Annotated in this window: 24 protein-coding genes; 12 read left to right on the top strand and 12 right to left on the bottom strand. The window is 54.8% G+C overall.

Features of this window, described 5'->3' with window-relative positions; translation table 11 throughout:
* Positions 1-28 precede the first annotated feature (28 nt).
* From mutH to AM379_RS03350, 3 genes are all read left to right on the top strand, one after another.
* The gene (gene mutH, locus AM379_RS03340; protein WP_032678891.1) at positions 29-721 is read left to right on the top strand and encodes a DNA mismatch repair endonuclease MutH; all 693 of its coding nucleotides are present in this window, start codon (positions 29-31) and stop codon (positions 719-721) included.
* Between the two features lie 128 nt (positions 722-849).
* Positions 850-1,068: a YgdI/YgdR family lipoprotein gene (locus AM379_RS03345; RefSeq protein ID WP_020883776.1), complete on the top strand. Its 219-nt coding sequence runs from the start codon at positions 850-852 to the stop codon at positions 1,066-1,068.
* A gap of 132 nt (positions 1,069-1,200) precedes the next feature.
* On the top strand, positions 1,201-2,241 hold the full coding sequence (locus AM379_RS03350; RefSeq protein WP_047956049.1) for an NADP(H)-dependent aldo-keto reductase: 1,041 nt from the start codon (positions 1,201-1,203) through the stop codon (positions 2,239-2,241).
* Positions 2,242-2,318: 77 nt separating this feature from the next.
* Here the strand turns inward: AM379_RS03350 and lplT are convergent, their stop codons facing one another.
* Together lplT and aas are read right to left on the bottom strand one after the other, a co-directional pair.
* A complete protein-coding gene (lplT, locus tag AM379_RS03355) occupies positions 2,319-3,512 on the bottom strand; it encodes a lysophospholipid transporter LplT (protein WP_025203340.1) in 1,194 nt (397 codons plus the stop codon).
* Positions 3,505-5,664, bottom strand: coding sequence for a bifunctional acyl-ACP--phospholipid O-acyltransferase/long-chain-fatty-acid--ACP ligase (aas, locus tag AM379_RS03360; protein WP_106503462.1), 2,160 nt, complete (start codon positions 5,662-5,664; stop codon positions 3,505-3,507). The genes lplT and aas overlap by 8 nt, the downstream gene beginning before the upstream one ends.
* Before the next feature lie 424 nt (positions 5,665-6,088).
* Between aas and galR the strand changes: the two genes are divergently transcribed.
* The gene (gene galR / locus AM379_RS03370; RefSeq protein ID WP_106503463.1) at positions 6,089-7,105 is read left to right on the top strand and encodes an HTH-type transcriptional regulator GalR; all 1,017 of its coding nucleotides are present in this window, start codon (positions 6,089-6,091) and stop codon (positions 7,103-7,105) included.
* On the opposite strand, the gene AM379_RS03375 is transcribed toward galR, so the two are convergent.
* The 4 genes from AM379_RS03375 to AM379_RS03390 form a co-directional block, all read right to left on the bottom strand.
* On the bottom strand, positions 7,066-7,542 hold the full coding sequence (locus AM379_RS03375) for a GNAT family N-acetyltransferase (protein WP_106503464.1): 477 nt from the start codon (positions 7,540-7,542) through the stop codon (positions 7,066-7,068). The two genes, galR and AM379_RS03375, sit on opposite strands and share 40 nt — an antisense overlap.
* The gene (locus AM379_RS03380) at positions 7,539-8,312 is read right to left on the bottom strand and encodes a GntR family transcriptional regulator (RefSeq protein WP_014171459.1); all 774 of its coding nucleotides are present in this window, start codon (positions 8,310-8,312) and stop codon (positions 7,539-7,541) included. Before AM379_RS03380 ends, AM379_RS03375 begins: the two co-directional genes overlap by 4 nt.
* Before the next feature lie 90 nt (positions 8,313-8,402).
* A complete protein-coding gene (locus tag AM379_RS03385; RefSeq protein WP_106504345.1) occupies positions 8,403-9,830 on the bottom strand; it encodes a glycoside hydrolase family 1 protein in 1,428 nt (475 codons plus the stop codon).
* Between the two features lie 7 nt (positions 9,831-9,837).
* Positions 9,838-11,163: a PTS sugar transporter subunit IIC gene (locus tag AM379_RS03390; protein WP_020883770.1), complete on the bottom strand. Its 1,326-nt coding sequence runs from the start codon at positions 11,161-11,163 to the stop codon at positions 9,838-9,840.
* 300 nt (positions 11,164-11,463) lie between these two features.
* Here AM379_RS03390 and AM379_RS03395 point away from each other — a divergent pair, with 300 nt between their 5' ends.
* A complete protein-coding gene (locus AM379_RS03395; protein ID WP_032678896.1) occupies positions 11,464-12,501 on the top strand; it encodes a LacI family DNA-binding transcriptional regulator in 1,038 nt (345 codons plus the stop codon).
* On the opposite strand, the gene lysA is transcribed toward AM379_RS03395, so the two are convergent.
* On the bottom strand, positions 12,471-13,733 hold the full coding sequence (lysA, locus tag AM379_RS03400; RefSeq protein WP_025203335.1) for a diaminopimelate decarboxylase: 1,263 nt from the start codon (positions 13,731-13,733) through the stop codon (positions 12,471-12,473). The genes AM379_RS03395 and lysA overlap by 31 nt on opposite strands.
* Positions 13,734-13,855: 122 nt before the next feature.
* On the opposite strand from lysA, the gene AM379_RS03405 reads away from it, so the two are divergent.
* Positions 13,856-14,779, top strand: coding sequence for a LysR family transcriptional regulator (locus AM379_RS03405; RefSeq protein ID WP_063156815.1), 924 nt, complete (start codon positions 13,856-13,858; stop codon positions 14,777-14,779).
* Here AM379_RS03405 and AM379_RS03410 read toward each other — a convergent pair.
* Complete coding sequence (locus tag AM379_RS03410) at positions 14,774-15,466, bottom strand: aspartate/glutamate racemase (protein ID WP_068794984.1); 693 nt, start codon at positions 15,464-15,466, stop codon at positions 14,774-14,776. The two genes, AM379_RS03405 and AM379_RS03410, sit on opposite strands and share 6 nt — an antisense overlap.
* 136 nt (positions 15,467-15,602) lie before the next feature.
* Between AM379_RS03410 and AM379_RS03415 the strand changes: the two genes are divergently transcribed.
* Positions 15,603-15,926 carry a cupin domain-containing protein gene (locus tag AM379_RS03415; RefSeq protein WP_063156816.1) on the top strand — a complete coding sequence of 108 codons (324 nt, stop codon included), beginning with the start codon at positions 15,603-15,605 and terminating at the stop codon, positions 15,924-15,926.
* Positions 15,927-15,967: 41 nt separating this feature from the next.
* On the opposite strand, the gene wzz(fepE) is transcribed toward AM379_RS03415, so the two are convergent.
* Positions 15,968-17,092, bottom strand: a complete 1,125-nt coding sequence (gene wzz(fepE) / locus AM379_RS03420) for an LPS O-antigen length regulator Wzz(fepE) (RefSeq protein WP_040018883.1) — start codon at positions 17,090-17,092, stop codon at positions 15,968-15,970.
* 541 nt (positions 17,093-17,633) lie between these two features.
* Between wzz(fepE) and AM379_RS03425 the strand changes: the two genes are divergently transcribed.
* The 4 genes from AM379_RS03425 to AM379_RS03440 are packed head-to-tail and all read left to right on the top strand — an operon-like array spanning position 17,634 to position 21,860.
* Positions 17,634-18,524: a carbohydrate ABC transporter permease gene (locus AM379_RS03425; protein ID WP_014171468.1), complete on the top strand. Its 891-nt coding sequence runs from the start codon at positions 17,634-17,636 to the stop codon at positions 18,522-18,524.
* Complete coding sequence (locus AM379_RS03430; protein ID WP_025203331.1) at positions 18,517-19,419, top strand: carbohydrate ABC transporter permease; 903 nt, start codon at positions 18,517-18,519, stop codon at positions 19,417-19,419. The genes AM379_RS03425 and AM379_RS03430 overlap by 8 nt, the downstream gene beginning before the upstream one ends.
* 12 nt (positions 19,420-19,431) lie before the next feature.
* Positions 19,432-20,559: an ABC transporter ATP-binding protein gene (locus AM379_RS03435; RefSeq protein ID WP_014171470.1), complete on the top strand. Its 1,128-nt coding sequence runs from the start codon at positions 19,432-19,434 to the stop codon at positions 20,557-20,559.
* Between the two features lie 14 nt (positions 20,560-20,573).
* On the top strand, positions 20,574-21,860 hold the full coding sequence (locus tag AM379_RS03440) for an ABC transporter substrate-binding protein (RefSeq protein WP_050737351.1): 1,287 nt from the start codon (positions 20,574-20,576) through the stop codon (positions 21,858-21,860).
* Between the two features lie 38 nt (positions 21,861-21,898).
* Here AM379_RS03440 and araE read toward each other — a convergent pair whose 3' ends face one another.
* The 3 genes from araE to kduI form a co-directional block, all read right to left on the bottom strand.
* Positions 21,899-23,332 carry an arabinose-proton symporter AraE gene (gene araE / locus AM379_RS03445; protein WP_257791443.1) on the bottom strand — a complete coding sequence of 478 codons (1,434 nt, stop codon included), beginning with the start codon at positions 23,330-23,332 and terminating at the stop codon, positions 21,899-21,901.
* Positions 23,333-23,627: 295 nt separating this feature from the next.
* Positions 23,628-24,389 (bottom strand): 2-dehydro-3-deoxy-D-gluconate 5-dehydrogenase KduD, encoded by a 762-nt coding sequence (kduD, locus tag AM379_RS03450; RefSeq protein WP_014171473.1) that lies wholly within the window; start codon positions 24,387-24,389, stop codon positions 23,628-23,630.
* 63 nt (positions 24,390-24,452) lie between these two features.
* Positions 24,453-25,289 (bottom strand): 5-dehydro-4-deoxy-D-glucuronate isomerase, encoded by an 837-nt coding sequence (kduI, locus tag AM379_RS03455; RefSeq protein WP_020883761.1) that lies wholly within the window; start codon positions 25,287-25,289, stop codon positions 24,453-24,455.
* Positions 25,290-25,587: 298 nt separating this feature from the next.
* Here kduI and AM379_RS03460 point away from each other — a divergent pair, with 298 nt between their 5' ends.
* Positions 25,588-26,763, top strand: coding sequence for an oligogalacturonate lyase family protein (locus AM379_RS03460; RefSeq protein ID WP_020883760.1), 1,176 nt, complete (start codon positions 25,588-25,590; stop codon positions 26,761-26,763).
* Positions 26,764-26,840 lie beyond the last annotated feature (77 nt).

A 26,840-nucleotide genomic window follows, 5' to 3' on the forward strand; every position in this document is an offset into this window, starting at 1 on the left:
TGTATTTTTTAATCAAAAGGTTACCTTCATGCATTCGCTTTTACCCTTGCTTTCACCGCCGTCCAGCGAAACCCAGTTGCTACAGCAGGCGCAGCGTCTGGCTGGCTTTTCGCTTGGCGAGCTGGCGGCAATGGCTGGCCTGCCGATCCCTCAGGATCTGAAGCGGGATAAAGGCTGGATCGGCATGCTGCTGGAGCTGTGGTTGGGTGCAAGCGCAGGGAGTAAACCGGAGCAGGATTTCGCCGCCCTGGGCGTAGAGTTAAAAACCATTCCCATCGATAGCCTTGGTAAGCCCCTGGAAACGACATTCGTCTGCGTTGCACCGTTAACCGGGAATACCGGTGTGACGTGGGAAACCAGTCACGTTCGCCATAAACTGAAGCGCGTGCTTTGGGTCCCCGTAGAAGGAGAACGTCAGATCCCGCTGGCTGAACGCCGGGTTGGCGCACCGCTGCTGTGGAGTCCGGATGAAGATGAAGAGCATCAGCTGCGTCTGGACTGGGAAGAGCTGATGGATATGATTGTCCTCGGTCAGGTTGAGCGCATCACCGCCCGACACGGAGAGGTGTTACAGCTGCGGCCAAAGGCGGCGAACAGTAAAGCGCTCACGGAAGCAATCGGTGCCCGGGGCGAGCCGATACTGACATTGCCACGTGGTTTTTATCTCAAAAAGAACTTTACCGGGGCGCTCCTTGCTCGCCATTTCTTACTCAAAACGTAGTTTTTTACTTATTTTGAGAGCTCTCAAACATAATCACCTGGTTTTTAAGATTTTACCGCTTCCTCCTGTCGAAATATCGGGTTATTACTACACTATGATTTGATACGAGCCAGGTGAGGACGATAACGATGAAAAAATGGGCAGTGTTAATTTCAGCAGTCGGATTAGCGTTTGCAGTATCGGGCTGTAGCAGCGATTACGTGATGGCGACAAAAGATGGCCGGATGATCCTGACAGACGGCAAGCCGGAAGTCGATGATGACACCGGTCTGGTCAGCTACCGCGATCAGTCCGGGAATAAAATGCAGATCAATCGCGACGAAGTCTCGCAAATTATCGAGCGATAAACAGAGAGAGGTCAGTACCTTGCTGGCCTTTTTGATTTTTTTCTTCCCCTTTTGCTTCCCCTCTGCCATGTTTATATTCCTTTGTCGGGAGGTTCCTGACGCGGTCTACATGTCTATTGAAGGAAGCCGGCTATGCATTATCACCGTATCCCCCACAGCTCTCTGGAGATAAGCCAACTGGGGTTGGGCACGATGACATTTGGTGAACAAAACAGCGAAGCCGATGCCCATGCACAACTCGATTATGCCGTCAGCCAGGGCATTAACTTGATTGATGTCGCAGAGATGTACCCTGTTCCTCCACGCCCGGAAACGCAGGGGCTTACCGAAACCTACGTCGGCAACTGGCTGGCAAAACGCGGCAACCGCGAGAAACTGGTTGTCGCCTCGAAAGTCAGCGGCCCTGCGCGTAACAGCGATGCCGGGATCCGCCCAAACCAGATCCTCGATCGCAAGAATATCCGTGCCGCGCTGGATGCCAGCCTGAAGCGCCTGCAAACCGATTATCTTGATCTCTACCAGGTACACTGGCCGCAGCGTCCAACCAACTGCTTTGGTAAGCTCGGCTACAGCTGGAACGAAAGCGCTCCCGCCGTTACGCTGCTTGAAACGCTGGAAGCGCTGACCGAATGCCAGCGAGCGGGTAAAATCCGCTACATCGGCGTGTCTAACGAAACGGCTTTTGGCGTTATGCGCTACCTGCACCTGGCTGATAAACACGATCTGCCGCGCATTGTCACCATCCAGAACCCCTACAGCCTGCTCAACCGCAGCTACGAAGTGGGTCTGGCCGAAGTGACGCAATATGAAGAGGTTGAGCTGCTCGCCTATTCCTGCCTGGGCTTTGGTACGCTGACGGGTAAATACCTGAACGGTGCGAAGCCAGCCGGCGCGCGTAATACGCTCTTCAGCCGCTTTACCCGCTATAGCGGCGAGCAGACGCAGAAAGCCGTCGCGGCCTACGTTGATATTGCGAAGCGTCACGGGCTCGACCCTGCCCAGATGGCGCTGGCCTTCGTACGCCGTCAGCCGTTTGTGGCCAGTACCCTGCTGGGCGCAACGACGATGGAACAGTTGAAAACCAACATTGAGAGTTTCCATCTGGACCTGAGCGAGGACGTGCTGGCGGAGATTGACGCGGTGCATCAGGTTTATACCTATCCGGCACCGTAAAAAAACAAAACGGCAACTTCTGTTGCCGTTTTTAATGTTTGCACCCGCTTGTGAAAAGGCGCTGAAGACGACCCGAATCAGCGGCGGCGCTGCCAGACCCACAAGCCGGCAATCGCCAGCGCGAACAGTCCACCGAACCCGACGCCAATCCCCACCACAGGCGCACCGGCTTTAACCGCCAGCGAATACAGGCCCAGCATCAGCAGCATCGCCAGGTTTTCACCGAGGTTTTGCACCGCAATAGCATTGCCCGCCCCGACCGTCTGCTTGCCACGCTCCTGTAATAGCGCATTCAGCGGCACCACGAAGAAGCCCCCCAGAATACCAATCAGGATCAGCAGTACGTAGGCTGGCAATAACGCGTGTTGCAGTGCGAAAAAAAGCACCGCAACGCCAATCAGGATCCCTGCCGGCATGCAGCGAGCAACGGTGTCGAGCGTCACCAGTTTTGCCGCTGCCCCCGCGCCCACCACAATCCCGATCGCCACCATCGCATTAAGGTAGGTTGGCGTCGCGTTGTCCGTGATCCCCAGCGCCACCGGCACCCACAATACCAGCAGGAAGCGCAGCGTAACGCCAGCGCCCCAGAACATACTTGTGCCCATCAGAGAGAATCGCGTTTCACCGTTACGCCACAGCACGCGGCAGGCATTGAAGAAGCTGCCGGTCATCGGCTTAAAGCGCCAGGATTGCCCCGGACGCGCCACCGGCAGTTTCGGAATAAACAGGTTAGCGACTACCGCGCCACCGTACACCACGGCACACACGCCGAGGGCCGCCAGCACGTGCCAGTCAGCGAGGACACCGCCTGCGACGGAGCCAAGCAGGATTGCCGCAATGGTGGAGGACTCCATCAGCCCATTGGCTTTCACCAGCTTATCACCGGTGGTCAGCTCCCCGAGGATGCCATACTTCGCCGGGGAGTAGGCTGCGGCGCCAATGCCGACCAGCGTATAGCCAATAAACGGATTGAAACCGAAACAAATGCTGGCCGCTCCCAGCAGTTTCAGACCGTTGGCAAACATCATTACCCGGCCTTTCGGGAAGCTGTCCGCAACCTGTCCGACAAACGGTGCAAAGATAATGTAAGCGCCCACAAACACCATCTGCAGAACCGGCTGACTCCAGTCGGGGTAAAACTCAGCCTTGAGCAGTGCCAGCGTGGCAAACAGCAGCGCGTTATCGCCAAAGGCGGAAAGGAACTGGGCGGCAATCACCGCCATCATGCCTTTTGAGCGCAGAGAGGTGTTAGTGTGTACTGACTCACGCATTATGTTGTTCCGCCTGTTCAACCATGCCCTTGAGGGTCACGAAGTCGGGCTTACCGCTGCCGAGCACCGGAAGCTGTTTCAGGTAGCGAATATCACGAGGTACCGCCAGCTCCGGAATGCCGTGCTCGCGGGCATAGCTCAGTAACTGGTCGCGCTTAAGCTCGCTGTCGGTGGTGAACAGCACCAGCGCCTCGCCTTTACTTGCATCACTCTTCACAACCGTGGCATGCATCTTGTCGGCGGAGACGCCCGATGCCAGCTGTTCAACCATCTCAAGAGAGACCATTTCACCCGCAATCTTGGCAAAGCGTTTTGCACGCCCCTGGATCTGCACAAAGCCCTGCTCATCGAAACGTACAATATCGCCGGTGTCGTACCAGCCCGATTCAATCTCGCCATTAACGTTTTCTGCGGTCGGTGCTTCCAGCACGCCGGGGTTTTCCACGCGCAGATAGCCGTTCATCACGTTTGGCCCTTTCAGCTGCAGACGGCCGCCGTCTTCAATACCAGGCACCGCCAGCAGACGAGCATCCAGCCCAGGCAGAATTCGGCCTACTGTCCCCGGTTTCGCCGCCATTGGCACGTTGATAGAGACCACCGGCGCACACTCTGTCACGCCATACCCCTCGAGGATGCGCAGACCAAATTTGTCCTGCCAGATCTGTCGCGTGCTCTCCTGCAGTTTTTCCGCGCCAGCAACCACGTAGCGCACGCGGAAGAAGTCATAAGGGTTAGCGAAACGCGCGTAGTTTCCGAGGAAGGTTGAGGTTCCAAACAACACGGTACAGTTACGGTCATACACCAGCTCCGGCACAATGCGGTAATGCAACGGGCTTGGATAAAGGAAGACTTCGGCACCGGTCAGCAGCGGCGTGAAAAGCCCCACCGTCAGACCAAAAGAGTGGAACAGCGGCAGCGCTGACATAAACCGGTCTTTCGCGGTAAAGTCGGCAATGCTTTTGATCTGCTCAACGTTCGCCAGAATACTCTTGTGACTGTGGACGACACCTTTCGGGTTGCCTTCAGAGCCAGAGGTGAAGAGGATAATCGCGTCGTCTTCCGGCTGCTGTTTCACCTGGGCCAGACGCGGCATCAGCAGATGAGCAAAAATCCACAGTTTGTCGCCTGTCGTCACGTCCGCTTTAAGATCTTCCAGGAAGACCCAGCGTACCTGGGTAAGCTGTTCAGGAAGATGCCACAGTTTGCCTTTGTCGAGGAACTGGCGGGAGGTAAAGACGGTTTTGATTTGCGCTGCCGTGATGGCGCTAGTCAGCCCTTTCACGCCCGCCGTGTAGTTCATCATCGCCGGAATACGGCCACGGGAAACGGCTCCAAAAATCACCGCCGCACTGATGCCTGCGTTGGGCAGCATCAGGCCAATCTTTTCGCCCTGCTGACTGTACTTCTCAAGAATACGGCCCACGAACAATGTTTTGGTCAGCAGCTTGCGATAGGTATCCGGGGTAAAGTTGATGTCTTCGATGCAGTTTTTCTTCGCGCCGTAGCGGTGCTGTGCCGACAGCAGGGATTCATACAGCGTCTCGCGCGGGCGGACCGCCATACGCGCTTCCATCATAATCTGGTGCAGCATCTCTCCGGCAATTTTACGGCGATCGCGTGCACGGGGTGCGTCAGGCATCGGTAACGACGTTGGCGGCAGGATATGCAACGTAATTTTTGGGAACATGCGCTGCTTTACCAGCCCTTTCAGACGGCTGAAATAGGAGCGCTCCGCCCCTTCAATACGCAGTGGCACCACGGTTGCTTTTGACTTCGCCGCGACAAACCCGGCGCCGTCGTAGATTTTCATCAGTGAACCGGTCACCGAGATGCGCCCTTCCGGGAAAATAACCACCGGACGCCCCTGCTCTACCAGACGCACCAGATGTTTAATCATCATCGGTTTGGTCGGGTCGAGCGGCACAAAATCAATCAGCGGCGTGAGCCAGCGCATGTACCACTGCTGGCTGATGGAGGTATAAACCGCAAACACCGGACGCACGGGCAGAAATAGCGCCAGCAGAATGCCGTCGATAAAGGAAACATGGTTTGGTGTGATAAGAACGCGTTCGCCGCGAAGCGCCTGAGCATCGCCAGTGACGCGAATGCGAAAGAGAATACGGAAGAGTGTACGGAAGAACCCAAAAAGCATCTCAACTCCCTTTGCCAGCCAGTGTGAAGGGTTGATAGTAAATGGTGGCAGATTACACGAGAAGTGATACGGGAGCGACTGCAAAGTTGAGGCGAAAAAAAACCTGCGCATCCGCGCAGGTTGGTGCAAGAGAAGAGTACGAAACCGTACTAAGAATTCTCACCAATCAATACCTCTGGGATCTCGACTCTATCAATCTCCCCCTCATCCTCGCCATCGGACAATCGCAACAGCCTGAGGCAAAGTGTAACTAAAGGTTCAGATTGACATTATTCAGACATGACTGCCCGTGTAACGATTACACGGCCAGGGTTGTGCTGCGTCACGTTTGTGGAGGGCGAACCCCCGCGCCCCTTGAATGCACGGCGCTTTTCCGCAACACTATTTCGTGTGTAAACGCTTACCCCCACTAAGAAGGTATGTAATGGCGACAATAAAGGATGTGGCCCGTCTGGCTGGTGTTTCCGTGGCGACCGTCTCACGCGTGATTAACGACTCCCCTAAAGCCAGTGACGCATCACGCCAGGCGGTGCAAAACGCCATGGAATCATTGAATTATCATCCCAATGCCAACGCCCGCGCCCTTGCCCAACAGTCTACTGAAACCATCGGACTGGTGGTGGGCGATGTGTCTGACCCGTTTTTCGGCGCCATGGTAAAAGCGGTTGAACAGGTTTCTTATCAGACCGGCAATTTTCTGCTGATCGGCAATGGCTATCACAACGAACAAAAAGAACGCCAGGCTATCGAACAGCTGATGCGCCACCGCTGCGCTGCGCTGGTTGTTCACGCCAAAATGATCCCCGATGCTGAACTCATTCATCTGATGAAGCAGATCCCCGGCATGGTGATCATCAACCGAATTATTCCCGGTTTTGAGAAACGCTGCGTGGCACTCGACGACCGCTACGGCGCCTGGCTTGCTACCCGCCATTTGATTCAGCAGGGCCATACCCGCATTGGTTATCTCTGCTCCAATCACCCGATTTCCGATGCCGAAGATCGCCTGCAGGGCTACTACGATGCCCTGCGCGAAAACGGTTTGCCGTGTAATGACCGGCTGGTGGCCTACGGCGAGCCGGATGAGAGTGGCGGCGAACAGGCAATGACAGAGCTGCTGGGGCGTGGACGGAATTTCACGGCGGTTGCCAGCTATAACGACTCGATGGCCGCCGGGGCAATGGGGGTGTTAAATGACAATGGAATCGAGGTGCCGGAAGAAATTTCACTCATTGGCTTCGATGATGTGCTGGTGTCCCGCTACGTGCGTCCCCGCCTGACCACCGTACGTTACCCGATTATCACAATGGCAACGCAGGCTGCGGAGCTGGCACTGGCGCTGGCCGAACAACGCCAGCCACCGGATATCACCCACCTGTTCAGCCCCACCTTAGTCCGCCGTCACTCCGTAGGTTCGCCAGCAGAAGCGGGAGAGGAATAGCGATACAGATGTACCGTTTTGTTCGGGTATTCGAGCGCATCGCCAATGTACTGCCAGCCGTAACGTTCGTAGAAGTCGCGGCAGGCAGACCACAGATGCAGTTCGTGATACCCGGCCTGCGCGGCATAGGCGATAACATGCTGCTGCAGTTTTCCCGCCAGTCCGTTACCACGCGCCGCTTCATCAACGTACAGCGCAGCCAGCCACGGACAAAGATCCTGTAGGGTGATTAAATCGCAGCGCCAGATCCCGACCGTACCCAGAAGCTGTTCGCCCTTCAGAGCAATAAAGGTCAACGGTAACGCGCCCGGCGTCTGGCTATGTTCAACGATGCTCTGGAAAAACGCCCGCGTAAGCCCGTCACCGAACGCCTGCCAGATCCAGTCAGTTACCTGTTCCGCATACTGAGGCGCGGCATAGAGAGGCAGAATAGTCACACCAGCTTCCCCTGAAACACGGGCACAGATTCAAAAAGATAACCGTCAAAATCCGGCGCATCTTCATCGGAGAGTTCAAGTAAGCTCTTTTTCACATTTTCCAGATGCTGGAACATCGCCTGCCAGGCGCCCATCACGTCACGACGGCGAAGCGCCGCGAGGATGGTTTGTCTGTCGCCCAGCCATTTCAGGCGGTATGCACGGCTGGCGATATGCCCATTGAATTGCTGCCACAGCGGGCTGCTGTCCATGTGGTGCCAGATACTCTCTACCGTTGCCAGCAGCATCTGGTTTTGCGTTGCCCCCGCCAGCACCAGGTGAAACATTTTATTGTTGTCCTGGCTGTTATCGTTGGCGGCAATGGCGCGTTGCTCCTGCTCAATAATACGGCGCAGATTGTCGATGTCTGCGCGTGTCGCCATTTTGGCAGCAAACGCGGCGATGTTGCTTTCGAGGAGCTGGCGCGCCTGCAGGATCTCAAAGGGGCCGACGTCGCTGTTCAGAAAACGCTCTTCTTCGTTTTCGTGTTCTTCAGGAATGCGCATCACATAAACGCCAGAACCCTGGCGGATATCCACCGTGCCCTGCAGCTCCAGCATCAACAATGCCTCACGCACGATGGTACGACTTACGCCGTACTTCTCAGCAATATTACGCTCGGGCGGCAGACGGGAACCTACGGGATAGTGCCCCTGGATAATTTGCGCCCGTAAATCCTCGCCAATTTCCTGGTACTGTTTTTTTTCCGGCAGGATGACAGCCTTATCCACGTTTTCACCTGTTTTTTCAGTTAATGCGCAGGCCGGGCGTCCTCCCGGCCAGTTTGTGCGCTATTTTACCAGAACCAGCATGGTTTTCGCTTACTTCCATTCATCATCGACCGGGAGCGTGAGCACGCGCGCATCGCGCAGCTGCCGGAACCAGCTCGCCGACCTTTTCGCCCGCCTGGCGCGATTGTTATCGAGATTGATCTCAATCAGCCCGTAGCGGTTTTTGAAGGCGTTCATCGGCGATACGTTGTCCGTGAAGGCCCACAGCATATAGCCATGACAGTTTGCCCCCTCCTCCCGCGCCAGCAGCGTGTAATAGAGGTGCTCGCGAATGAACGCAATGCGGTACTCGTCGTCAATGACCCCGTCACTGTTGCGAAACTGCGCTTCGTTCTCCACGCCCATCCCGCTCTCCGCCACGAACCAGTCGATGTTGCGGTAGTCATTTTTTATCCGCATCGCCATATCGTAGATAATGCGGGGGTAGATTTCCCAGCCGCGGGATTTATTCATTCGCCGTCCTGGCAGTTCGAACGGTTCGTAGTAGTACGCCGGGTGGAACGGTGTCTCCGGATGCCAGGCACGAGACGGCGCTTTCACCCGATGCGGGTAATAGAGGTTTATCCCCAGCTCATCGACGGTGTTCTGCGCAATCAGTTCCAGCTCTTCTGCGGTGTAGTCCCACGCCACCTGATGCTGTTCCAGCAGCGTAAAGAGTTCTGGCGGGTAGCGCCCGTGCACCAGCGGATCGAGAAATACGCGGTTATAGAACAGATCGTACTTCTCTGCGGCGTTAACATCGTGCGGTGCGCACGAGCGAGGATAGGTGACTTCGGGGTTGAGAATACAGCCAACCGAGCCAGGGTACCCTTTGGCGCGAAACAGCTGCAGAACCTTTGCCGTCGCCAGAACCTTATGGTGGTTCCACTGCATCCATTTACCGGTATTCTGCTCGTAGGGCCAGCGCAGCGCATCGAGATAAACGCGGGTCTGTACCACGATCGGTTCATTGAAGGTAAACCAGCGGGTGACTTTACCGTGGTAGCGTTCAAAGACTTTTTCCGCATAGCGGACAAACAGGTCGACAACCTGCTTTGAAGCCCAGCCGCCGTAAGTGTCAAGCAGCACGCCCGGCAGCTCGTAATGCTCAAGGCAGATCATCGGCTCAATACCCTGACGGTGCATCTCATCGAACAACGCGTCGTAATAGGCGGCGTACTCCTCGTCCACCGTCACTTTTTCATAGTCGGTTAAAAAACGTGACCAGTTAATCGAGGTTCGGTAGTGCGTCAGCCCCGCCTGCTTCATCAGCGCCACATCCTCACGAAAGCGGTTGATAAAGTCGGTCGCCACCGCCGGGCCATAGCCGTTGTGCCAGACGTGACGATCGTTTTTGTACCAGAGATCGATCCACGAATCCTGCCCCGCCTTTTTGCCGCACCAGCCTTCGGTTTGCCAGGCTGACGCGGCCGCGCCCAGAATGAAATCCTGCGGAATGGTTATCTGTTTTGTCGTCATCACATCCTCATGCATTGTCGGTCGCCTGTTGCAGTGCGGCCTGTTCGGCACGTCGTGAAGCAATCTTCACAAACGGCAGGTAGATAATGACGGCAGTCACAATGCAGATAAGCTGAGTGATGACCGCCCCCATCGATCCGGCGGTGGAGAGCCAGGCGTTGATCAGCGGCGGCGTGGTCCACGGCACCATTACCACGGCTTTACCGGCAAAGCCGGTCACAGTGGCAAAGTAACCGATAGAGCCGGTCACCAGCGGCGTGATAATGAAAGGAATGGCGAGGATCGGGTTAAGCATGATTGGCATGCCGAAGATCACCGGCTCGTTGATATTAAAGAGCCCCGGACCAATGGAAAGCTTGGCGATCTCTTTCATCTCTTTGCGTTTGGTGGCAATCATGACCGCGATCAGCAGGCCGATGGTCAGCCCCGACCCGCCGATGCTCATGTACACATCCCAGAACGGCATGGTGATGATATTCGGCACCTCTTTGCCCTGCTCAAAGGCGCTCATATTAACGGTGATGGCGCCTAACAGCAGCGGCTCGCGGATCGGTTTGATCATCTGGTTGCCGTGAATACCAATCACCCAGAAAAGCTGTGCGACAAACATCAGCAGCAGAATGCCCGGCAGGCTTTGCACCACGCGCTCCAGCGGCTGTTGCACCACCTGATAGACCGCGTCATAGAGATACATGCCGGTGAGTTGATGGAAGACGAAACCCAAAGTGGCAATCGCGGTAGTGGTGATGATCGCCGGGATCAGCGCGGAGAACGATGCCGCCACGTTTGGCGGTACGGTGTCCGGCATCCTGATCTTCAGCCCCTTGCGGTTTTCCAGCCAGCAGTAAATTTCTACCGACAGAATCGCGATAAACATGCCGAGGAATAGGCTGCGGGTATCAGAGAACTGACGCAGCAGCACGTCTTTCACCACGTGCATTTCACCATCCACCAGCATCTCGACGGTGGTCGGCGTCACGCAGATAAAGCAGATCACCGCCAGCAGGCCAGGGAATAAGGATTTGATCCCGTTGATGCGGCCCAGTTCGATGCCGATTAAGAACACCGCGCCAATGTTAAGGAAATTCAGGGTGGCGTAATTGAGCGCGCTGGTGATGGGTTTTAGCGTGGCGAGAAAAGAGAGGGACTGGAAGCTCGCCAGGCCATTTTTCGGATCCAGTACCATATTGGAGATCAAGACAGAGAATGCCCCAACGATGATGACCGGCATTAAGGTAATAAAGGCAGACTTGATCGCCATGATATAGCGATAACTGTTGAATTTTGTGGCAAAACTGCCCAGAGCGTCGATCAGTTTTTCCTGTAATGCCATAGGGTAATACCTCAGTAAAAGGGCTTTTATTGGATAAGGTGTACAGCCGGATACTATTGGCATACCAAAAATAGCTTCATGTCGGGTTTTGTTCTGTGATTAAGCTCTCAACGACGTGACAGGTATTCCAAAATGCGGTTTATATCGATTTTGGCATACCACTTAAAACCCGGTATTTCGAACTGACCGATCGTTACCTAAAAGCGTGATCGTGCTGGAAGTTTTGCCCTTCCCGCATCGCTTATGCACCGGATGGTCTGTGTTAAACTGCAGATCGTTACGTGGAATCAGGAATGTCTAATGGCAACAATGCTGGATGTCTCATTGCGCGCGGGCGTGTCGAAAGCCACGGTATCGCGCGTGCTGAACGGCACAGGTCAGGTTAAAGAGAGTACGCGTCAGCAGGTGTTTAATGCGATGGAAGAGCTGGGCTACCGCCCAAATTTTCTCGCGCGTTCGCTGGCAAACCAGACCAGCAACAGCATTGGTCTGGTGGTCTCTACCTTTGATGGTTTTTACTTTGGTCGTCTTCTTCAGCAGGCCTCCCGGCAGACGGAAACCCACGGCAAACAGCTGATCGTCACGGATGGTCACGACGCCCCGGAGCAGGAAGAGCAGGCGGTACAAATGCTGGCCGATCGCAAATGCGATGCCATCGTGCTTTACACCCGCTACATGAGCGAAAAAGCGATCATGAAGCTGATCCATTCAGTGCAAACCCCGCTGGTGGTCATCAACCGTGAAGTCAGCCAGGCGCCCGATCGCTGCGTGTTCTTCGAACAGCAGGATGCCGCCTTTAAGGCCGTGGATTACCTGATCAACCAGGGCCACCGGGAGATCGCCTGTATCACCGTCCCGATCCACACGCCAACCGGGAAAGCGAGGCTGATGGGCTACCGTAAGGCGCTGGAAAAGCACGGCATTCGTCTGGACGAGCGGCGGATTAAGTATGGCGATGCGGGAATGACGCGAGGATATGAACTCTGCAAAGAGCTGATTGCCGACGGTATAGCGTTTAGCGCTCTGTTTGCCTGTAACGATGATATGGCGCTGGGTGCGTCCAAGGCGCTACACCAGGCGGGGTTGCGGATCCCACAGGATATTTCCCTGTTTGGCTTTGACGATGCCCCATGCGCGAAATGGCTGGAGCCTGCGCTCTCGTCGGTTTACCTGCCTATCGACAATATGATCGTTACGGCTATCGATCAGGCGATCCGGCTGGCAAAAAACCAACCGGTCGACGCGATCCCGCCGTTCACCGGTACGCTGGTATTACGCGACTCGGTCACGACGGGGCCGTACTTCACTCAGACGAGTTCCAGCGCCAGCAGTTCCTGAATGGTCTGGCGGCGGCGGATCAGCCGCGCCTTGCCGTTATCAAACAACACTTCTGGCAGCAGCGGGCGGCTGTTGTAGTTTGAGGACATTGACGCCCCGTAGGCACCGGTATCGTGCAGCACCAGATAGTCGCCTGGTTTAACTTCCGGCAGCGCGCGGGTTTCCACTTTCCCCCCTTCCTGCTGGGTAAAGACATCACCTGACTCACACAGCGGGCCCGCAACAACCGTCTCGATACGCGGCGCGTGAGTTAAATCGCGGCCATCGGCAGCCAGAGCCGAAATGTGGTGATAGCTGCCGTACATTGACGGGCGCATCAGATCGTTAAAGCCCGCGTCAATCAGCACAAAGTGGCGCGAGCCCATCTCTTTCACGCTGCGAACCTGCGCCACCAGCACCCCGGATTCAGCCACCAGGAAACGACCCGGCTCAATTTCCAGCTTCACGGCATGACCAAGATGCGCGGCGACCTGGTCACGCGCGGCGCTCCACAGGCCGTAATAGTGATCGGTGTCGATCGCCTCTTCCCCTTCACGGTAAGGAATGGAAAGACCGCCCCCGGCGGAGATCGCCTCCAGATCCTGACCAAACTCGATCACCTGGCGCACCATTGCGCCACAGACCTGCTCAAGGTGCGCGTAATCCACGCCGGAGCCGATGTGCATATGAATGCCCACCAGCTTCAGATTGTAGCGCTGCAATACGTCCAGGGCAGCGGGCATATCGGCATACCAGATACCGTGCTTGCTGTTTTCGCCGCCGGTATTGGTTTTTTGGCTATGACCGTGACCAAAACCAGGGTTCACGCGCAGCCAGACGCGGTGGCCCGGAGAAACTTGCCCAAGCTGTTCCAGCATATCCACGGACCCGGCGTTTACCGGCACCTGCAGCTCATGGACGCGAGCAAGCGTGGCGTCGTCGATCACATCGGCGGTAAACACAATCGCGTCAGGATCGGCTTTCGGATCAAACCCGGCCGCCAGCGCGCGCTCAATCTCCCCCAGGGAGACGGAGTCGACCTTCACACCCTGCTCACGCATCAGACGCAGAATGTGGATATTGGAGCACGCCTTCTGGGCAAAACGCACCACGTCAAACTGATGCAGGGCAGCAATCTTCTCGCGAACAATCTGCGCGTCGTAGACCCACACCGGACAGCCAAACTCGGCAGGCAGGCGTAGCAGGTTTTCGGCATTCAAATCAGTATCAGTCTGGTTAAGCGGGCGTGGCATGGTCTTTCTCCGGGGTGATATTTTTTTATGATTACGCCACAGCAGGAAGAGAATAAAAAATATCGTTTTATCGCGAGTCTATGCAAAAATGATATGGACAGTTCTTTGTATTCAGGTGACCTATGCCCGCCGTCAATTTACGCCATATCGAGATTTTTCACGCCGTGATGACCACGGGCAACCTCACCGAGGCTGCGCAGATGCTCCATACCTCGCAGCCAACGGTCAGCCGCGAGCTGGCGCGATTCGAGAAAGTGCTGGGACTGAAGCTGTTCGAACGCACCCGCGGCAGGCTTCACCCGACGGTACAGGGGCTGCGCCTGTTCGAGGAAGTGCAGCGCTCATGGTACGGCCTGGATCGCATTGTCAGTGCGGCGGAAAGCCTGCGCGAGTTTCGGCAGGGCGAGCTATCGATTGTTTGCCTGCCCGTCTTTTCGCAGTCTTTTTTGCCGACGCTGCTCCAGCCTTTTCTGGCCCGATATCCGGAGGTGAATCTCACGATTGTCCCGCAGGAGTCACCGCTGCTCGAGGAGTGGCTCTCCGCACAGCGCCATGATTTAGGCCTGACCGAAACCCTCTCTACGCCCGCGGGAACGGAACGAACGGAATTGCTCTCTTTAGATGAGGTGTGCGTGCTGCCAGCCGGGCACCCGCTTGCCCGCAAGCAGATTCTGACGCCAGCGGATTTTCACGGTGAGAACTACATTAGCCTGTCACAAACCGACAGCTACCGGCAGCTGCTGGATTCACTGTTTGCCGAGCATCAGGTGAAGCGCAGGATGGTGGTCGAGACCCACAGTGCGGCCTCCATTTGCGCCATGGTGCGCGCCGGGGTGGGCGTTTCGGTGGTGAATCCACTGACGGCGCTGGATTACGCCGGGCGCGATATTGTGATCCGCCCGTTTAGCCTGTCAGTCCCGTTCACCGTGAGCCTGATCCGCCCCCTCCATCGCCCGGTCTCAGCGCTGGTGGAGGCGTTTACGGAGCACCTGATAGCCCATGCCCGTCAGGTGGCGCTTCGCTTATCCGATCGGCAAAATTTATGACAGCATAAACTCCACGGCATCGGCGGCATGAATCGCGGCGGTATCGAAGACCGGAATCGGGCTTTGCTCAACCGGCACCAGTAAACCGATTTCCGTACAGCCGAAGATCACCCCTTCCGCCCCCTGCTGCGCGAGTTTTGCAATCACGCTGACGTAATATGCCCGGGATGATTCGCTAAAGGTGCCGAGGCAGAGTTCATCAAAGATAATCTGGTTGATGCGGGCCCGGTCTACCTCATCCGGGATCAGGCTTTCAATGCCAAACTGGCTGCTCAACCGACCGCGGTAAAAATCCTGCTCCATGGTGTAGCGCGTTCCCAGCAGCGCCACACGACGTAATCCGGTTGCGGTGATGGCCCGCCCGGTTGCATCAGCAATGTGCAGGAAGGGCAGCGAACAGCGCGCTTCGATATGGGACGCGACTTTATGCATGGTGTTGGTACAGAGCAAAATCCCCTCTGCTCCCGCACGCTCCAGCCCCAGCGCGGCCTCGGCCAGTATTTCCCCGGCTTTATCCCATTCACCGCTCGACTGGCAGGCTTCGATTTCATGGAAATCTACGCTGTGCAGCAGCAGGCTGGCAGAATGCAGGCCCCCCAGACGTTGCTTCACCCCTTCATTAATCAGGCGGTAATAGGGGATTGTCGATTCCCAGCTCATCCCCCCTAACAGGCCGATCGTTTTCATCATCCCTCCTTATGTGTTTATCCCAGTGAAGCAAACTTGTGATCGTGTTTCCAGTTCTTTGTCACGTCGTTTCTTTTTAACCCATGGTGATATAAATTAAATGAAACATTGTTTTAATACATTCTGGGGTGACGATATGTTTATTTTCCACAACGAGACCACGCTTGACGATCTGGGGAACGGCGTGACGCGCCGTATTCTTGCCCATGCCGGTAAAATGATGGCGGTGGAGGTGAATTTTGAACAGGGCGCGACAGGCCCACTGCATAACCATCCTCATGAACAGTTAACCTATGTGCTGTCCGGCGAGTTTGAGTTCACGATTGGAGATGAAAAACATGTGGTGACAGCCGGGGATACCCTCTACAAAAAGCCACATGTGATGCACGGCTGCGTGTGTCTTAAACCCGGCACGCTGCTGGATACCTTCACGCCGGTACGTGAGGATTTTTTGAAATAAAAAAAGGGCGCTGATGACAGCGCCCTTCTCGTCTGCGTTTTTTATTCCGTTACAGGCTCGACCAGAGGATTGCGGCTGAGCATGGCCTCACGCAGTAATACACTGCCACAGGCAAACAGCCCGCCCAGCAGTCCCGCCAGGATCACAATCAGGGCTTTGCCCGGACCGTCTTTTTTCACCGGCATAGATGGAGAGAGCTGATACTTGAACGGTTCAAGTTTGACGTCTTCGACCGACAGCTTTTTCAGCTGCGCCAGGTAGTATTCCCGGTTCTGGAAGTCCGCGTTCAGCTCAGCGATATCCTTGAGATTTTTTTCAATCTGCAGTTTTTGCGCGATACCGTCGGCACCGAGCGCGACGGAGTAATCCGGATCGTCTTTAACCGCCTGACCGTTGCTGTAGACCGGCTTTTTGATACCCGCCGCGTTGGCCACTTCCAGAGAATAGTTAAGACGCTGCAGATTGGTGTTGTGAACATTCGTCAGACGTACCCGATCCAGCTCCAGCTGCTGCTCCACCACTTTGGTTTTCAGGGTGATCTGGTTACGGATATTCTCCATGGTTTCCTGCTCAACAATCTGCGAGATGTAATCCACGTAACCTTTAAGAACCGTTTGCGCATCCCCCGCCGTCGGCGCGGTGAAGCTCAATGTCCACGAGACGTACGGCGCTTTATCCGCGTCTTTTGCCAGGGTGTTATCTACCGCTTTCATCTTTTCGGAGATATTGACCACCGCACGATGCAGCTCAAGCGGATCCACATCAGTGCCTTCCAGCTGTGCCATCACGTAAGGTGAGGATTTCATGTACTCCTCAAGCAACGACTGCGACTGGAACTTTTTAATAAACTGATTAAACACGTCCGGACGGGTAATTTTCACGTCCACGTCGAGCACCTGCAGGGCGACCATCATCTGGCGCAGCGGGTTCCACTGCGTCTGTTCCGCCGGTGTGATCACCGCTTTACTGGTCCATTTTTGTGGCAGTAAGAACGCGATGGCCAGTCCAACCAGTGCGAATGCGAAGGCAATCACGATGATACGTTTTTTTGCCGCCAGAAGAACTTCTAACAGTCCCAGAAGGTCAATTTCTTTGGAACTGACTGCCGGGGCCGCGTAATGGGGGAAGTCGAGATCCGTATTTTTTTTTAAATCCATTGCTGACATAGCCATTCTTCTTTTGAGGGTGCAGACCATTTCTGCCTGATTGGTTACAGTGGTCCGATGATACAAGAAAGTAAGAATTATCTGAACGAAAGAATGATCCAGCTGTAGACCTGCTATCAGAATTAGTAGTTAGTTTCTCCACGGTATTTTCTTTACTAATCATCCGGTTCTTTCCGCCCCGCCCGCCTCTCTCTTCTTTGAACGCCTGAAATAGCGCAAAAATGCCATCCTCATCACCTTATTGAAACACTGTTCCGACTTTGATCACATTTCCGCTATTAAGCGAATGACGCAGAAACAAATAGCAATAATATAAAATAAAACGGCGTTTTATTATCCAGGAACACGAGTTCTACCGTATTGAAACCCAGGCGTTTCGCTCAACGATGAAATCGGAAAAAGTCTTATAAAACAAAGTTAAATGAAGTAACCGTGACACGTATTACCCAGAACATTGCCGTTCAGGCTCGGTTTCGACAGCCTGAAAGGTTGTTACAGACGCAGATTCCGTTTTAAACCATTGATTACCAGGTAGGTAAGTATGAATGAAAACAAGCTGCTGGGGCTCGCGTGGATATCACCCTACATCATTGGGTTGATACTCTTTACGGCTTTCCCCTTCGTCTCATCGTTTTTCCTGAGTTTTACGGATTACGACCTGATGAGCCCGCCGGTATTTAACGGCATTGAAAATTATCGCTACATGTTTACGGAAGACACGCTCTTCTGGACATCAATGGGAGTGACGTTTGCGTATGTATTTCTGACCATCCCCCTGAAGCTCGCCTTTGCATTAGGGATTGCGTTTGTTCTGAACTTTAAATTACGCGGTATTGGATTCTTCCGTACCGCCTACTATATTCCGTCCATCCTCGGCAGCTCCGTGGCCATTGCTGTTTTGTGGCGCGCGCTCTTTGCCATTGATGGTCTGCTGAACAGCTTTATTGGCGTATTTGGTTTTGACCCGGTGAACTGGCTGGGGGAGCCCTCGCTGGCCCTGATGTCGGTCACCCTGCTGCGCGTCTGGCAGTTCGGTTCCGCGATGGTCATCTTCCTGGCCGCGCTGCAAAACGTTCCGCAGTCGCAGTATGAAGCGGCGATGATCGATGGGGCATCCAAATGGCAGATGTTCACGAAAGTGACCGTGCCGCTGATCACGCCGGTGATTTTCTTCAACTTCATTATGCAGACCACCCAGGCGTTCCAGGAATTTACCGGACCGTATGTCATTACCGGCGGCGGGCCAACGTATTCCACTTACCTGTTCTCACTCTACATCTACGACACCGCGTTCAAATACTTTGACATGGGTTACGGCGCAGCACTGGCGTGGATCCTGTTCCTGGTGGTGGCCATTTTTGCCGGTATCGCCTTTAAGTCATCGAAATATTGGGTGTTCTACTCCGCCGATAAAGGAGGCAAAAATGGCTGATATCCAACAACTTTCCACGGCGAGGACGATTGCCGAGCGTGAAGTCGCCCGCACGCTGCGCAGAGAGAAAATTAACGCCGCTGTGCGCTACGTGATCCTGCTGTTTGTCGGCCTGCTGATGCTTTATCCGCTGGTGTGGATGTTCTCGGCGTCGTTCAAACCGAACCACGAGATTTTCACCACTCTCAGCCTGTGGCCTGCCCATGCGACCTGGGACGGTTTTGTGAATGGCTGGAAAACCGGTACCGAATACAACTTCGGCCATTACATGCTGAACACCTTTAAGTATGTGATCCCGAAAGTGATCCTGACCATTATCTCCTCCACCATCGTGGCGTACGGCTTTGCGCGCTTTGAAATCCCGTGGAAGAAATTCTGGTTCGCTACCCTCATCACCACCATGCTGCTCCCCAGCACCGTGCTGCTGATCCCGCAGTACCTGATGTTCCGTGAAATGGGCATGCTCAACAGCTATATGCCGCTGTACCTGCCGCTGGCCTTCGCCACCCAGGGGTTCTTCGTCTTCATGCTTATCCAGTTCCTGCGCGGCGTGCCGCGTGACATGGAGGAGGCGGCGCAAATTGACGGCTGTAACTCGCTTCAGGTGCTGTGGTACGTGGTGGTGCCGATCCTGAAACCGGCCATTATCTCCGTCGCCCTGTTCCAGTTCATGTGGTCAATGAACGACTTTATCGGGCCGCTGATTTATGTCTACAGCGTGGATAAATACCCGATAGCACTGGCTCTGAAAATGTCCATCGACGTCACCGAAGGGGCGCCGTGGAACGAAATTCTGGCAATGGCGAGCATCTCCATTCTGCCATCCATCATTGTCTTCTTCCTGGCACAGCGCTACTTCGTCCAGGGCGTCACCAGCAGCGGAATTAAAGGTTAAGAGGGAAATATTATGGCTGAAGTTATCTTCAACAAACTGGAAAAGGTCTACTCCAACGGCTTTAAAGCGGTACATGCCATTGACCTGAAAATCGCTGAAGGAGAGTTCATGGTGATCGTTGGCCCCTCCGGCTGCGCCAAATCCACCACCCTGCGCATGCTGGCCGGCCTGGAAACCATCAGCGGGGGTGAAGTCCGCATCGGCGATAAGATTGTGAACAACCTCGCGCCGAAAGAGCGCGGGATTGCGATGGTGTTCCAGAACTACGCGCTCTATCCCCACATGACGGTGCGCGAAAACCTGGCCTTTGGTCTGAAGCTGAGCAAACTGCCAAAAGATCAGATTGAATCTCAGGTCAACGAAGCGGCCAAAATCCTTGAGCTGGAAGAGTTACTCGACCGCCTGCCACGCCAGCTTTCCGGCGGCCAGGCACAGCGCGTGGCGGTAGGCCGTGCGATTGTGAAAAAGCCGGATGTATTCCTGTTCGACGAACCGCTGTCAAACCTCGACGCCAAACTACGCGCCTCAATGCGCATTCGTATTTCCGACCTGCACAAGCAGTTGAAGAAATCCGGTAAACCGGCGACCACCGTCTACGTCACCCACGACCAGACCGAAGCGATGACCATGGGCGACCGCATCTGCGTGATGAAACTCGGCCACATCATGCAGGTTGATACCCCGGACAACCTCTACCACAAGCCGAAAAACATGTTCGTGGCAGGCTTTATCGGCGCGCCGGAGATGAACATTCGTCAAAGCCAGCTGGTGGAAAGCGCCGGGAAACTGCACATCGCCATCGGCAATGAAACCATGCCGCTGAACGCCGGGATGCAGGAGAAAGTCTCCGCTTATGCCGGGCAGGCCATTTACTACGGCGTACGTCCGGAATTCGTTTCCCTCTCCGACGCACCATTCGTTGACGGGGGCTGCAGTGGCGAAATGGTTCGCGTGGAAAACATGGGCCACGAATTCTTCGTCTATCTGAAGGTTGCGGACTACGAACTGACCGCCAGAATTCCATCCGATGAAGCTAAGCCAATGATTGATAAAGGCCTTCATCGCAAGGTGTATTTCAAATTTGATATGAATAAATGTCATATTTTTGACGCAAAAACTGAACAGAACCTCTCTCTCTGATGGAGTTTATAAAAATGAAAAAAGTGCTTTTAAGCGCAGCAATCTCCGCGACGCTGGCCCTTACCGCTTTGCCATCGATGGCGCAAGATGTCGAATTACGCATGTCCTGGTGGGGCGGTAATGGCCGCCATCAGGTGACGTTGAAAGCGCTGGAGGAATTCCATAAGCAGAACCCGGATATCAACGTTAAAGCAGAGTACACCGGCTGGGATGGGCACCTCTCCCGCCTGACCACTCAAATTGCGGGCGGCACCGAGCCGGATGTGATGCAGACCAACTGGAACTGGCTGCCAATCTTCTCGAAAACCGGCGACGGGTTCTACGACCTGAACAAAATGAAAGACGTGATCGACCTGACCCAGTTCGATCCCAAAGAACTTCAGTCCACCACCATCAACGGCAAGCTGAACGGCATTCCGATCTCCGTCACCGCACGCGTGTTCTACTTCAACGACGAGACATGGAAAAAAGCCGGTATTGCATACCCGAAAACCTGGGACGAGCTAATGGCGGCGGGTAAAACCTTCGAGAGTAAACTCGGCAAGCAGTATTACCCGGTCGTGCTGGAGCATCAGGACACGCTGGCGTTGCTGAACTCGTACATGATTCAGAAGTACAACATCCCTGCCGTGGACGAAAAAACCAAGAAGTTCGCCTACAGCAAAGCGCAGTGGGTGGAATTCTTCCAGACCTACAAAACGCTGGTGGATAGCCACGTCATGCCGGACACCAAATACTATGCGTCGTTTGGTAAGAGTAACATGTATGAGATGAAGCCGTGGATCCAGGGAGAATGGGCGGGAACCTACATGTGGAACTCCACCATCAATAAGTATTCCGATAACCTGAAGCCACCGGCAAAACTGGTGCTGGGTAGTTACCCGATGCTGCCGGGCGCAACCGATGCGGGCCTTTTCTTCAAACCGGCGCAGATGCTCTCGATTGGTAAATCCACCAAAAACCCGGAAGCGGCGGCGAAACTGATTAACTTCCTGCTGAACAGCAAAGAGGGAGTAGACACGCTGGGTCTGGAGCGTGGCGTGCCGCTGAGTAAAGCCGCGGTGCAGTTCCTGACCGAAGACGGCACCATCAAAGAGAGCGATCCGTCGGTCGCGGGGCTGCGTCTGGCGCAGTCTCTGCCGGCCAAACTTTCCGTGTCACCTTACTTTGACGATCCGCAGATTGTGGCCCAGTTCGGCACCTCTCTGCAGTACATCGATTATGGACAGAAATCCGTGGAAGAGACCGCCGCTGACTTCCAGCGTCAGGCTGAACGTATTCTGAAACGCGCGATGCGCTAACAAAAAGCCGGGTGGCCTCTTCGCCACCCGGCAACAGATTACACGCCAATATTACGCAGCTTCTCGCCGGACATCAGCCTGCGCTCGATATGCTCCAGCGTGACACCTTTGGTTTCAGGGATCAGCCAGAACGTGACCCCGATAAACGCGACGTTGAGCACCGTATAGAGCCAGAAGGTTCCTGCCGCGCCAATTGAATCCAGCAGCGTCAGGAAGGTCGCGCCGATGATCATGTTCGACACCCAGTTGGTGGTCGTGGAACAGGTGATACCAAAGTCGCGGCATTTGAGCGGCTGAATTTCGGAACACAGGATCCACACGACGGGCGCAGCGCTCATCGCATATCCGGCAATACACATCATGGTCATGCCAACAGAGAGCCAGGAAAGACCGCTTGAGGCCGTGCCGTTATCAAACTGCATCAGGCAGTAGCCAAGGATCAGCGTACCGAGCGCCATGACGCTAAAGCCAATCTTGAGTGCCGGTTTACGTCCGGCTTTATCCACGGTGAACACCGCGATAAAGGTGGCGAACATAAAGGTCAGCCCCACCACCAGCGTGGCAACCATTTGCTGTTCCGTGGTGGTGAACCCCGCCATTTTGAAGATACGTGGCGCGTAGTACATGATGATGTTCATCCCGGTGAACTGCTGCATCGCCTGCAGCAGCATGCCGAGGAACACCGCGCGACGTACGTTGCGGTTGATCTTAAACAGCGTCCAGCCCCCCTGCTTCAGCTTCAGGCTTTCGCGGATCTCATTCAGCTCTTCACGTGCTTTTTCTGAGGTATCACGCAGCATCCGCAGCACCTCTTCCGCTTCCACATGACGGCCCTTTTGCGCCAGCCAGCGCGGACTGTTTGGCAGGAAAATCACCAGAACAATCAGCACCAGCGCCGGGAGCGCCAGCACGCCCAGCATCGCACGCCAGTTGCCGCTGTAGCTGAAATAAGTGTCAGACAGAAACGCCAGCACGATACCCAGCGTCACCATCAGCTGGTACATACTGATCATCTTGCCGCGCACGTTCTCGCTCGCCATTTCGGAGAGGTACAACGGCGCAGTGTAAGAGGCAATCCCCACCGCCACGCCGAGCAGCACGCGGGAGAGCAGCAGCATTTCCACGTTCGTGGCAAATGCTGACCCAATGGAGCCGGCGACAAACAGAATCGCCCCCACCATCAGGCTGTATTTTCGCCCGAGGCGGAACGAAAGCCAGCCGTTAAACAGCGCGCCGATGGCCGCACCCAGCATCATGCTGCTGACCACCCACTCCTGCAGGCGGTTACTCAACGTAAAGTGAGCGGTGATAAAGGGCAGCGCCCCGGCGATCACGCCAATATCCAGACCGAACAGTAAACCGGCCACTGCAGCCGCGATGGAGACAAACTGATTCATGCGTCGGGTATCACGCAACGCGGCGGGCATAAGGGTAGAGTCATTTATAGATGTCATATTTTCCTGCCTGAACAGCGAAATTCGTTAACTGAAATTACGAGATAGCGCGGAAAAGTGTCAGGCCGTAATTCGCGAAGATATGGATTATTTCGCTGTGGCATAGCGATCTGTGATGGACATTACAATTTCAACTAACGATGAAATACCGCCAGTTTTTATTAATCATTTAATTTTTAAGCAATAAAACTGTGATGCATATCATTTATGATTTTTTAGTATGGATTTTTCGTCTTGAGCCATATGGATAATGGCAATTTTTGGGCAAAAAAAACCTCCACCCACCGGCAGAGGTTTAAGACGGAATACGCAATTAACGCGCCAGCCAGCCGCCATCGACCGCCACGGTATAGCCGTTGATGTAATCGGATGCCGGAGAGGCCAGGAATACAATCGGCCCCTTGAGATCGTCCGGAAGGCCCCAGCGGCCCGCCGGGATACGGTCGAGGATTTCCGCGCTACGCTGTTCGTCAGCACGCAACTGCTGAGTGTTATTCGTCGCCATGTACCCCGGCGCAATCGCGTTGACGTTGATGTTGTGCTTCGCCCACTCGTTTGCCAGCAGACGGGTAACGCCCATCACCGCGCTCTTGGATGCGGTATAAGACGGCACGCGGATACCGCCCTGGAAGGAGAGCATAGAGGCGATATTAATGATCTTGCCGCCTTTCCCCTGGGCAATAAAGTGTTTCGCCGCCGCCTGGGACATAAAGAACACGCTCTTAATGTTCAGGTTCATCACGTCGTCCCAGTCGCGCTCGCTGAAATTAATCGCGTCTTCACGGCGAATCAGTCCGGCATTGTTCACCAGAATGTCGATATGGCCGAATTCCGCCACCGCGCGATCCAGCAGTTCAGGGATGGCGTCAATTTTACGCAGATCGGCGGTCAGGCTCAGAAAACGACGCCCCAGCGCGGTGACGCGCTCGATGGTTTCAGTAGGCTCAACAATGTTAATCCCGACGATATCGCAGCCCGCTTCCGCCAGCCCTAACGCCATACCCTGGCCCAGTCCGGTGTCACAACCGGACACCACAGCCACTTTACCCTGCAGAGAAAATGCATCCAGAATCATGTTTGTTCCTTAATCTTTCAGCGCCTGTCACCAACAGGCAGGTTTATGCTTAACTGCCTGCGGCTAGCGCAGCTCGTTAACCGCGACGTGGTCCATGTCATCAAAGACCTGGTTTTCACCGACCATACCCCAGATGAAGGTGTACGCTTTCGTGCCTACGCCCGAATGAATAGACCAGCTCGGCGAAATCACCGCCTGCTCGTTATGCATCACGATATGGCGCGTTTCCTGCGGTTGCCCCATCATGTGGAACACGCAGGCGTCCTCGTCCATGTTGAAGTAGAAATACACTTCCATACGGCGCTCGTGGGTATGGCACGGCATGGTGTTCCACAGGTTGCCCGGAGCAAGCTCGGTCAGCCCCATGCTGAGCTGGCAGGTTTCCAGCACATCCGGAACAAAGTATTTATTGATGGTGCGACGGTTGCTGGTGAGGTTGTCACCCAGCGTCACCGGGGCGACATCCGCCGGGGTCACTTTTTTGGTGGGATACGGGGTATGTGCGGGCGCACAGTTGTAGTAAAACTTCGCCGGTTTACCGCTGTCGATGCTGGCGAACACGACCTCTTTCGCCCCTTTACCGACATACAACGCGTCGCGATGACCTATCTCATAGCACTGTCCGTCTACAGTGATGGTGCCGGGGCCACCGATGTTAATCACGCCCAGCTCGCGACGCTCAAGGAAATAGCTCACACCAAGCTGTTTACCCACTTCACCGCCCACGGAGACGGTCTGCGTCACCGGCATAATCCCGCCAATGATAATACGGTCGATATGGCTGTAGACCATGGTGTACTTATCGGCCTCGAACACCTGCTCGACTAAAAACTCATTGCGCAGCCCCTGAGTATCCAGCGTTTTGGCGTGCGCACTGTGGATGCTTTGTCTGACGTCCACCGTAACCTCCAGAAATGATCGTGCCCGCAGGCAGAAAATTAACGAAACGACGTTCCGTTTTAATGATGAGCACAGTCTAGCTCCAGAGAAGGGGGTTTTCAATTACATTTAAAACAACGTTTCATTTTTTCTGTTTGTTTATACCAGAAATGGCGTTCGGATCACGATAAAGAGAGCCAGACATTAATCTCGCCAATGAAACAGACAAAGTGCGCCATCAGTCACACATAATGAAACATTGTTTTGATAATTTAATACTCACTTTTTAATCTACTTTTATCGTTCAAAGGAGTGCATTATGGCTAAAGGTATGCGGGTCAAGCTGAACTACGAGGTCAGCCACGATCCGGATACAGGCGTGGAAGTCACCCGCCTGACCCCACCCGACGTGACCTGTCACCGCAACTACTTCTACCAGAAGTGCTTCTTTAATGATGGCAGCCACCTGCTGTTCGCAGGAGCGTTTGACGGTCACTGGAACTACTACCTGCTGGATCTGCAGAAGGCCGAAGCGGTACAGCTGACGGAAGGCGCGGGGGATAATACCTTTGGCGGGTTCCTCTCTCCGGATGATAAATCCTTCTACTATGTGAAGAACGACCGCACGCTGCTGGAGGTGGATCTCCATACCCTGGTAGAACGCGAGGTGTACCGTGTCCCCGATGACTGGGTCGGTTACGGTACCTGGGTCGCCAACAGCGACTGCACCAAACTGGTTGGGATAGAAATCGCCCGACGTGACTGGACGCCGCTCAACGACTGGAAAATTTTCCACGACTTCTTCCATAAGGGGCCGCACTGTCGACTGCTGCGGGTGGATCTGAAAACCGGTTTAAGCACCACAATCCACGAAGAGAAAAACTGGCTTGGCCACCCTATCTATCGTCCGTTTGATGACAACACGGTGGCGTTTTGCCATGAAGGGCCGCACGACCTGGTCGACGCCCGCATGTGGCTGGTCAACGAAGATGGTACGCACGTGCGCAAAGTGAAAACGCATGCGGAAGGCGAAAGCTGTACCCATGAATTCTGGGTGCCGAACGGTTCTGCCCTTGTGTATGTCTCTTATCTGAAGGGCCAAAAGGGCCGCACCATCTGCAGCTTCAATCCGGATACGGGCGTCAATGACGCAGTCATGCCAATGCCCGCCTGTTCCCATCTGATGAGCAACGTTGACGGCTCCCTGCTGGTGGGCGACGGTTCAGGCACGCCGGTTGATGTGAAGGATACGCACGGTTACACCATCGATAACGATCCTTATCTGTACGCCTTTGACGTGGCGAAAAAAAGCTACTTCCGCATTGCCCGTCACGACACCTCCTGGGCAACGGTGGCAAATAGCCGCCAGGTCACCCACCCGCATCCCTCCTTTACTCCGGACGAGAAAGCGGTGCTGTTCAGTTCCGATAAAGACGGTCAACCCGCCCTCTATATCGCGAAACTTCCTGAGCAACCTGAAATGTTGCATGCATGATTTGAGTTTGTGTTTCTGTAACTGGCCTTGCCCTCCGTTTCGGAGGGCTTTTTTTTCAGTGGGCTTTTGCCCGTTGG

This window comes from Enterobacter cloacae complex sp. FDA-CDC-AR_0132, from assembly GCF_003010695.1.
GTDB lineage: Bacteria > Pseudomonadota > Gammaproteobacteria > Enterobacterales > Enterobacteriaceae > Enterobacter > Enterobacter ludwigii.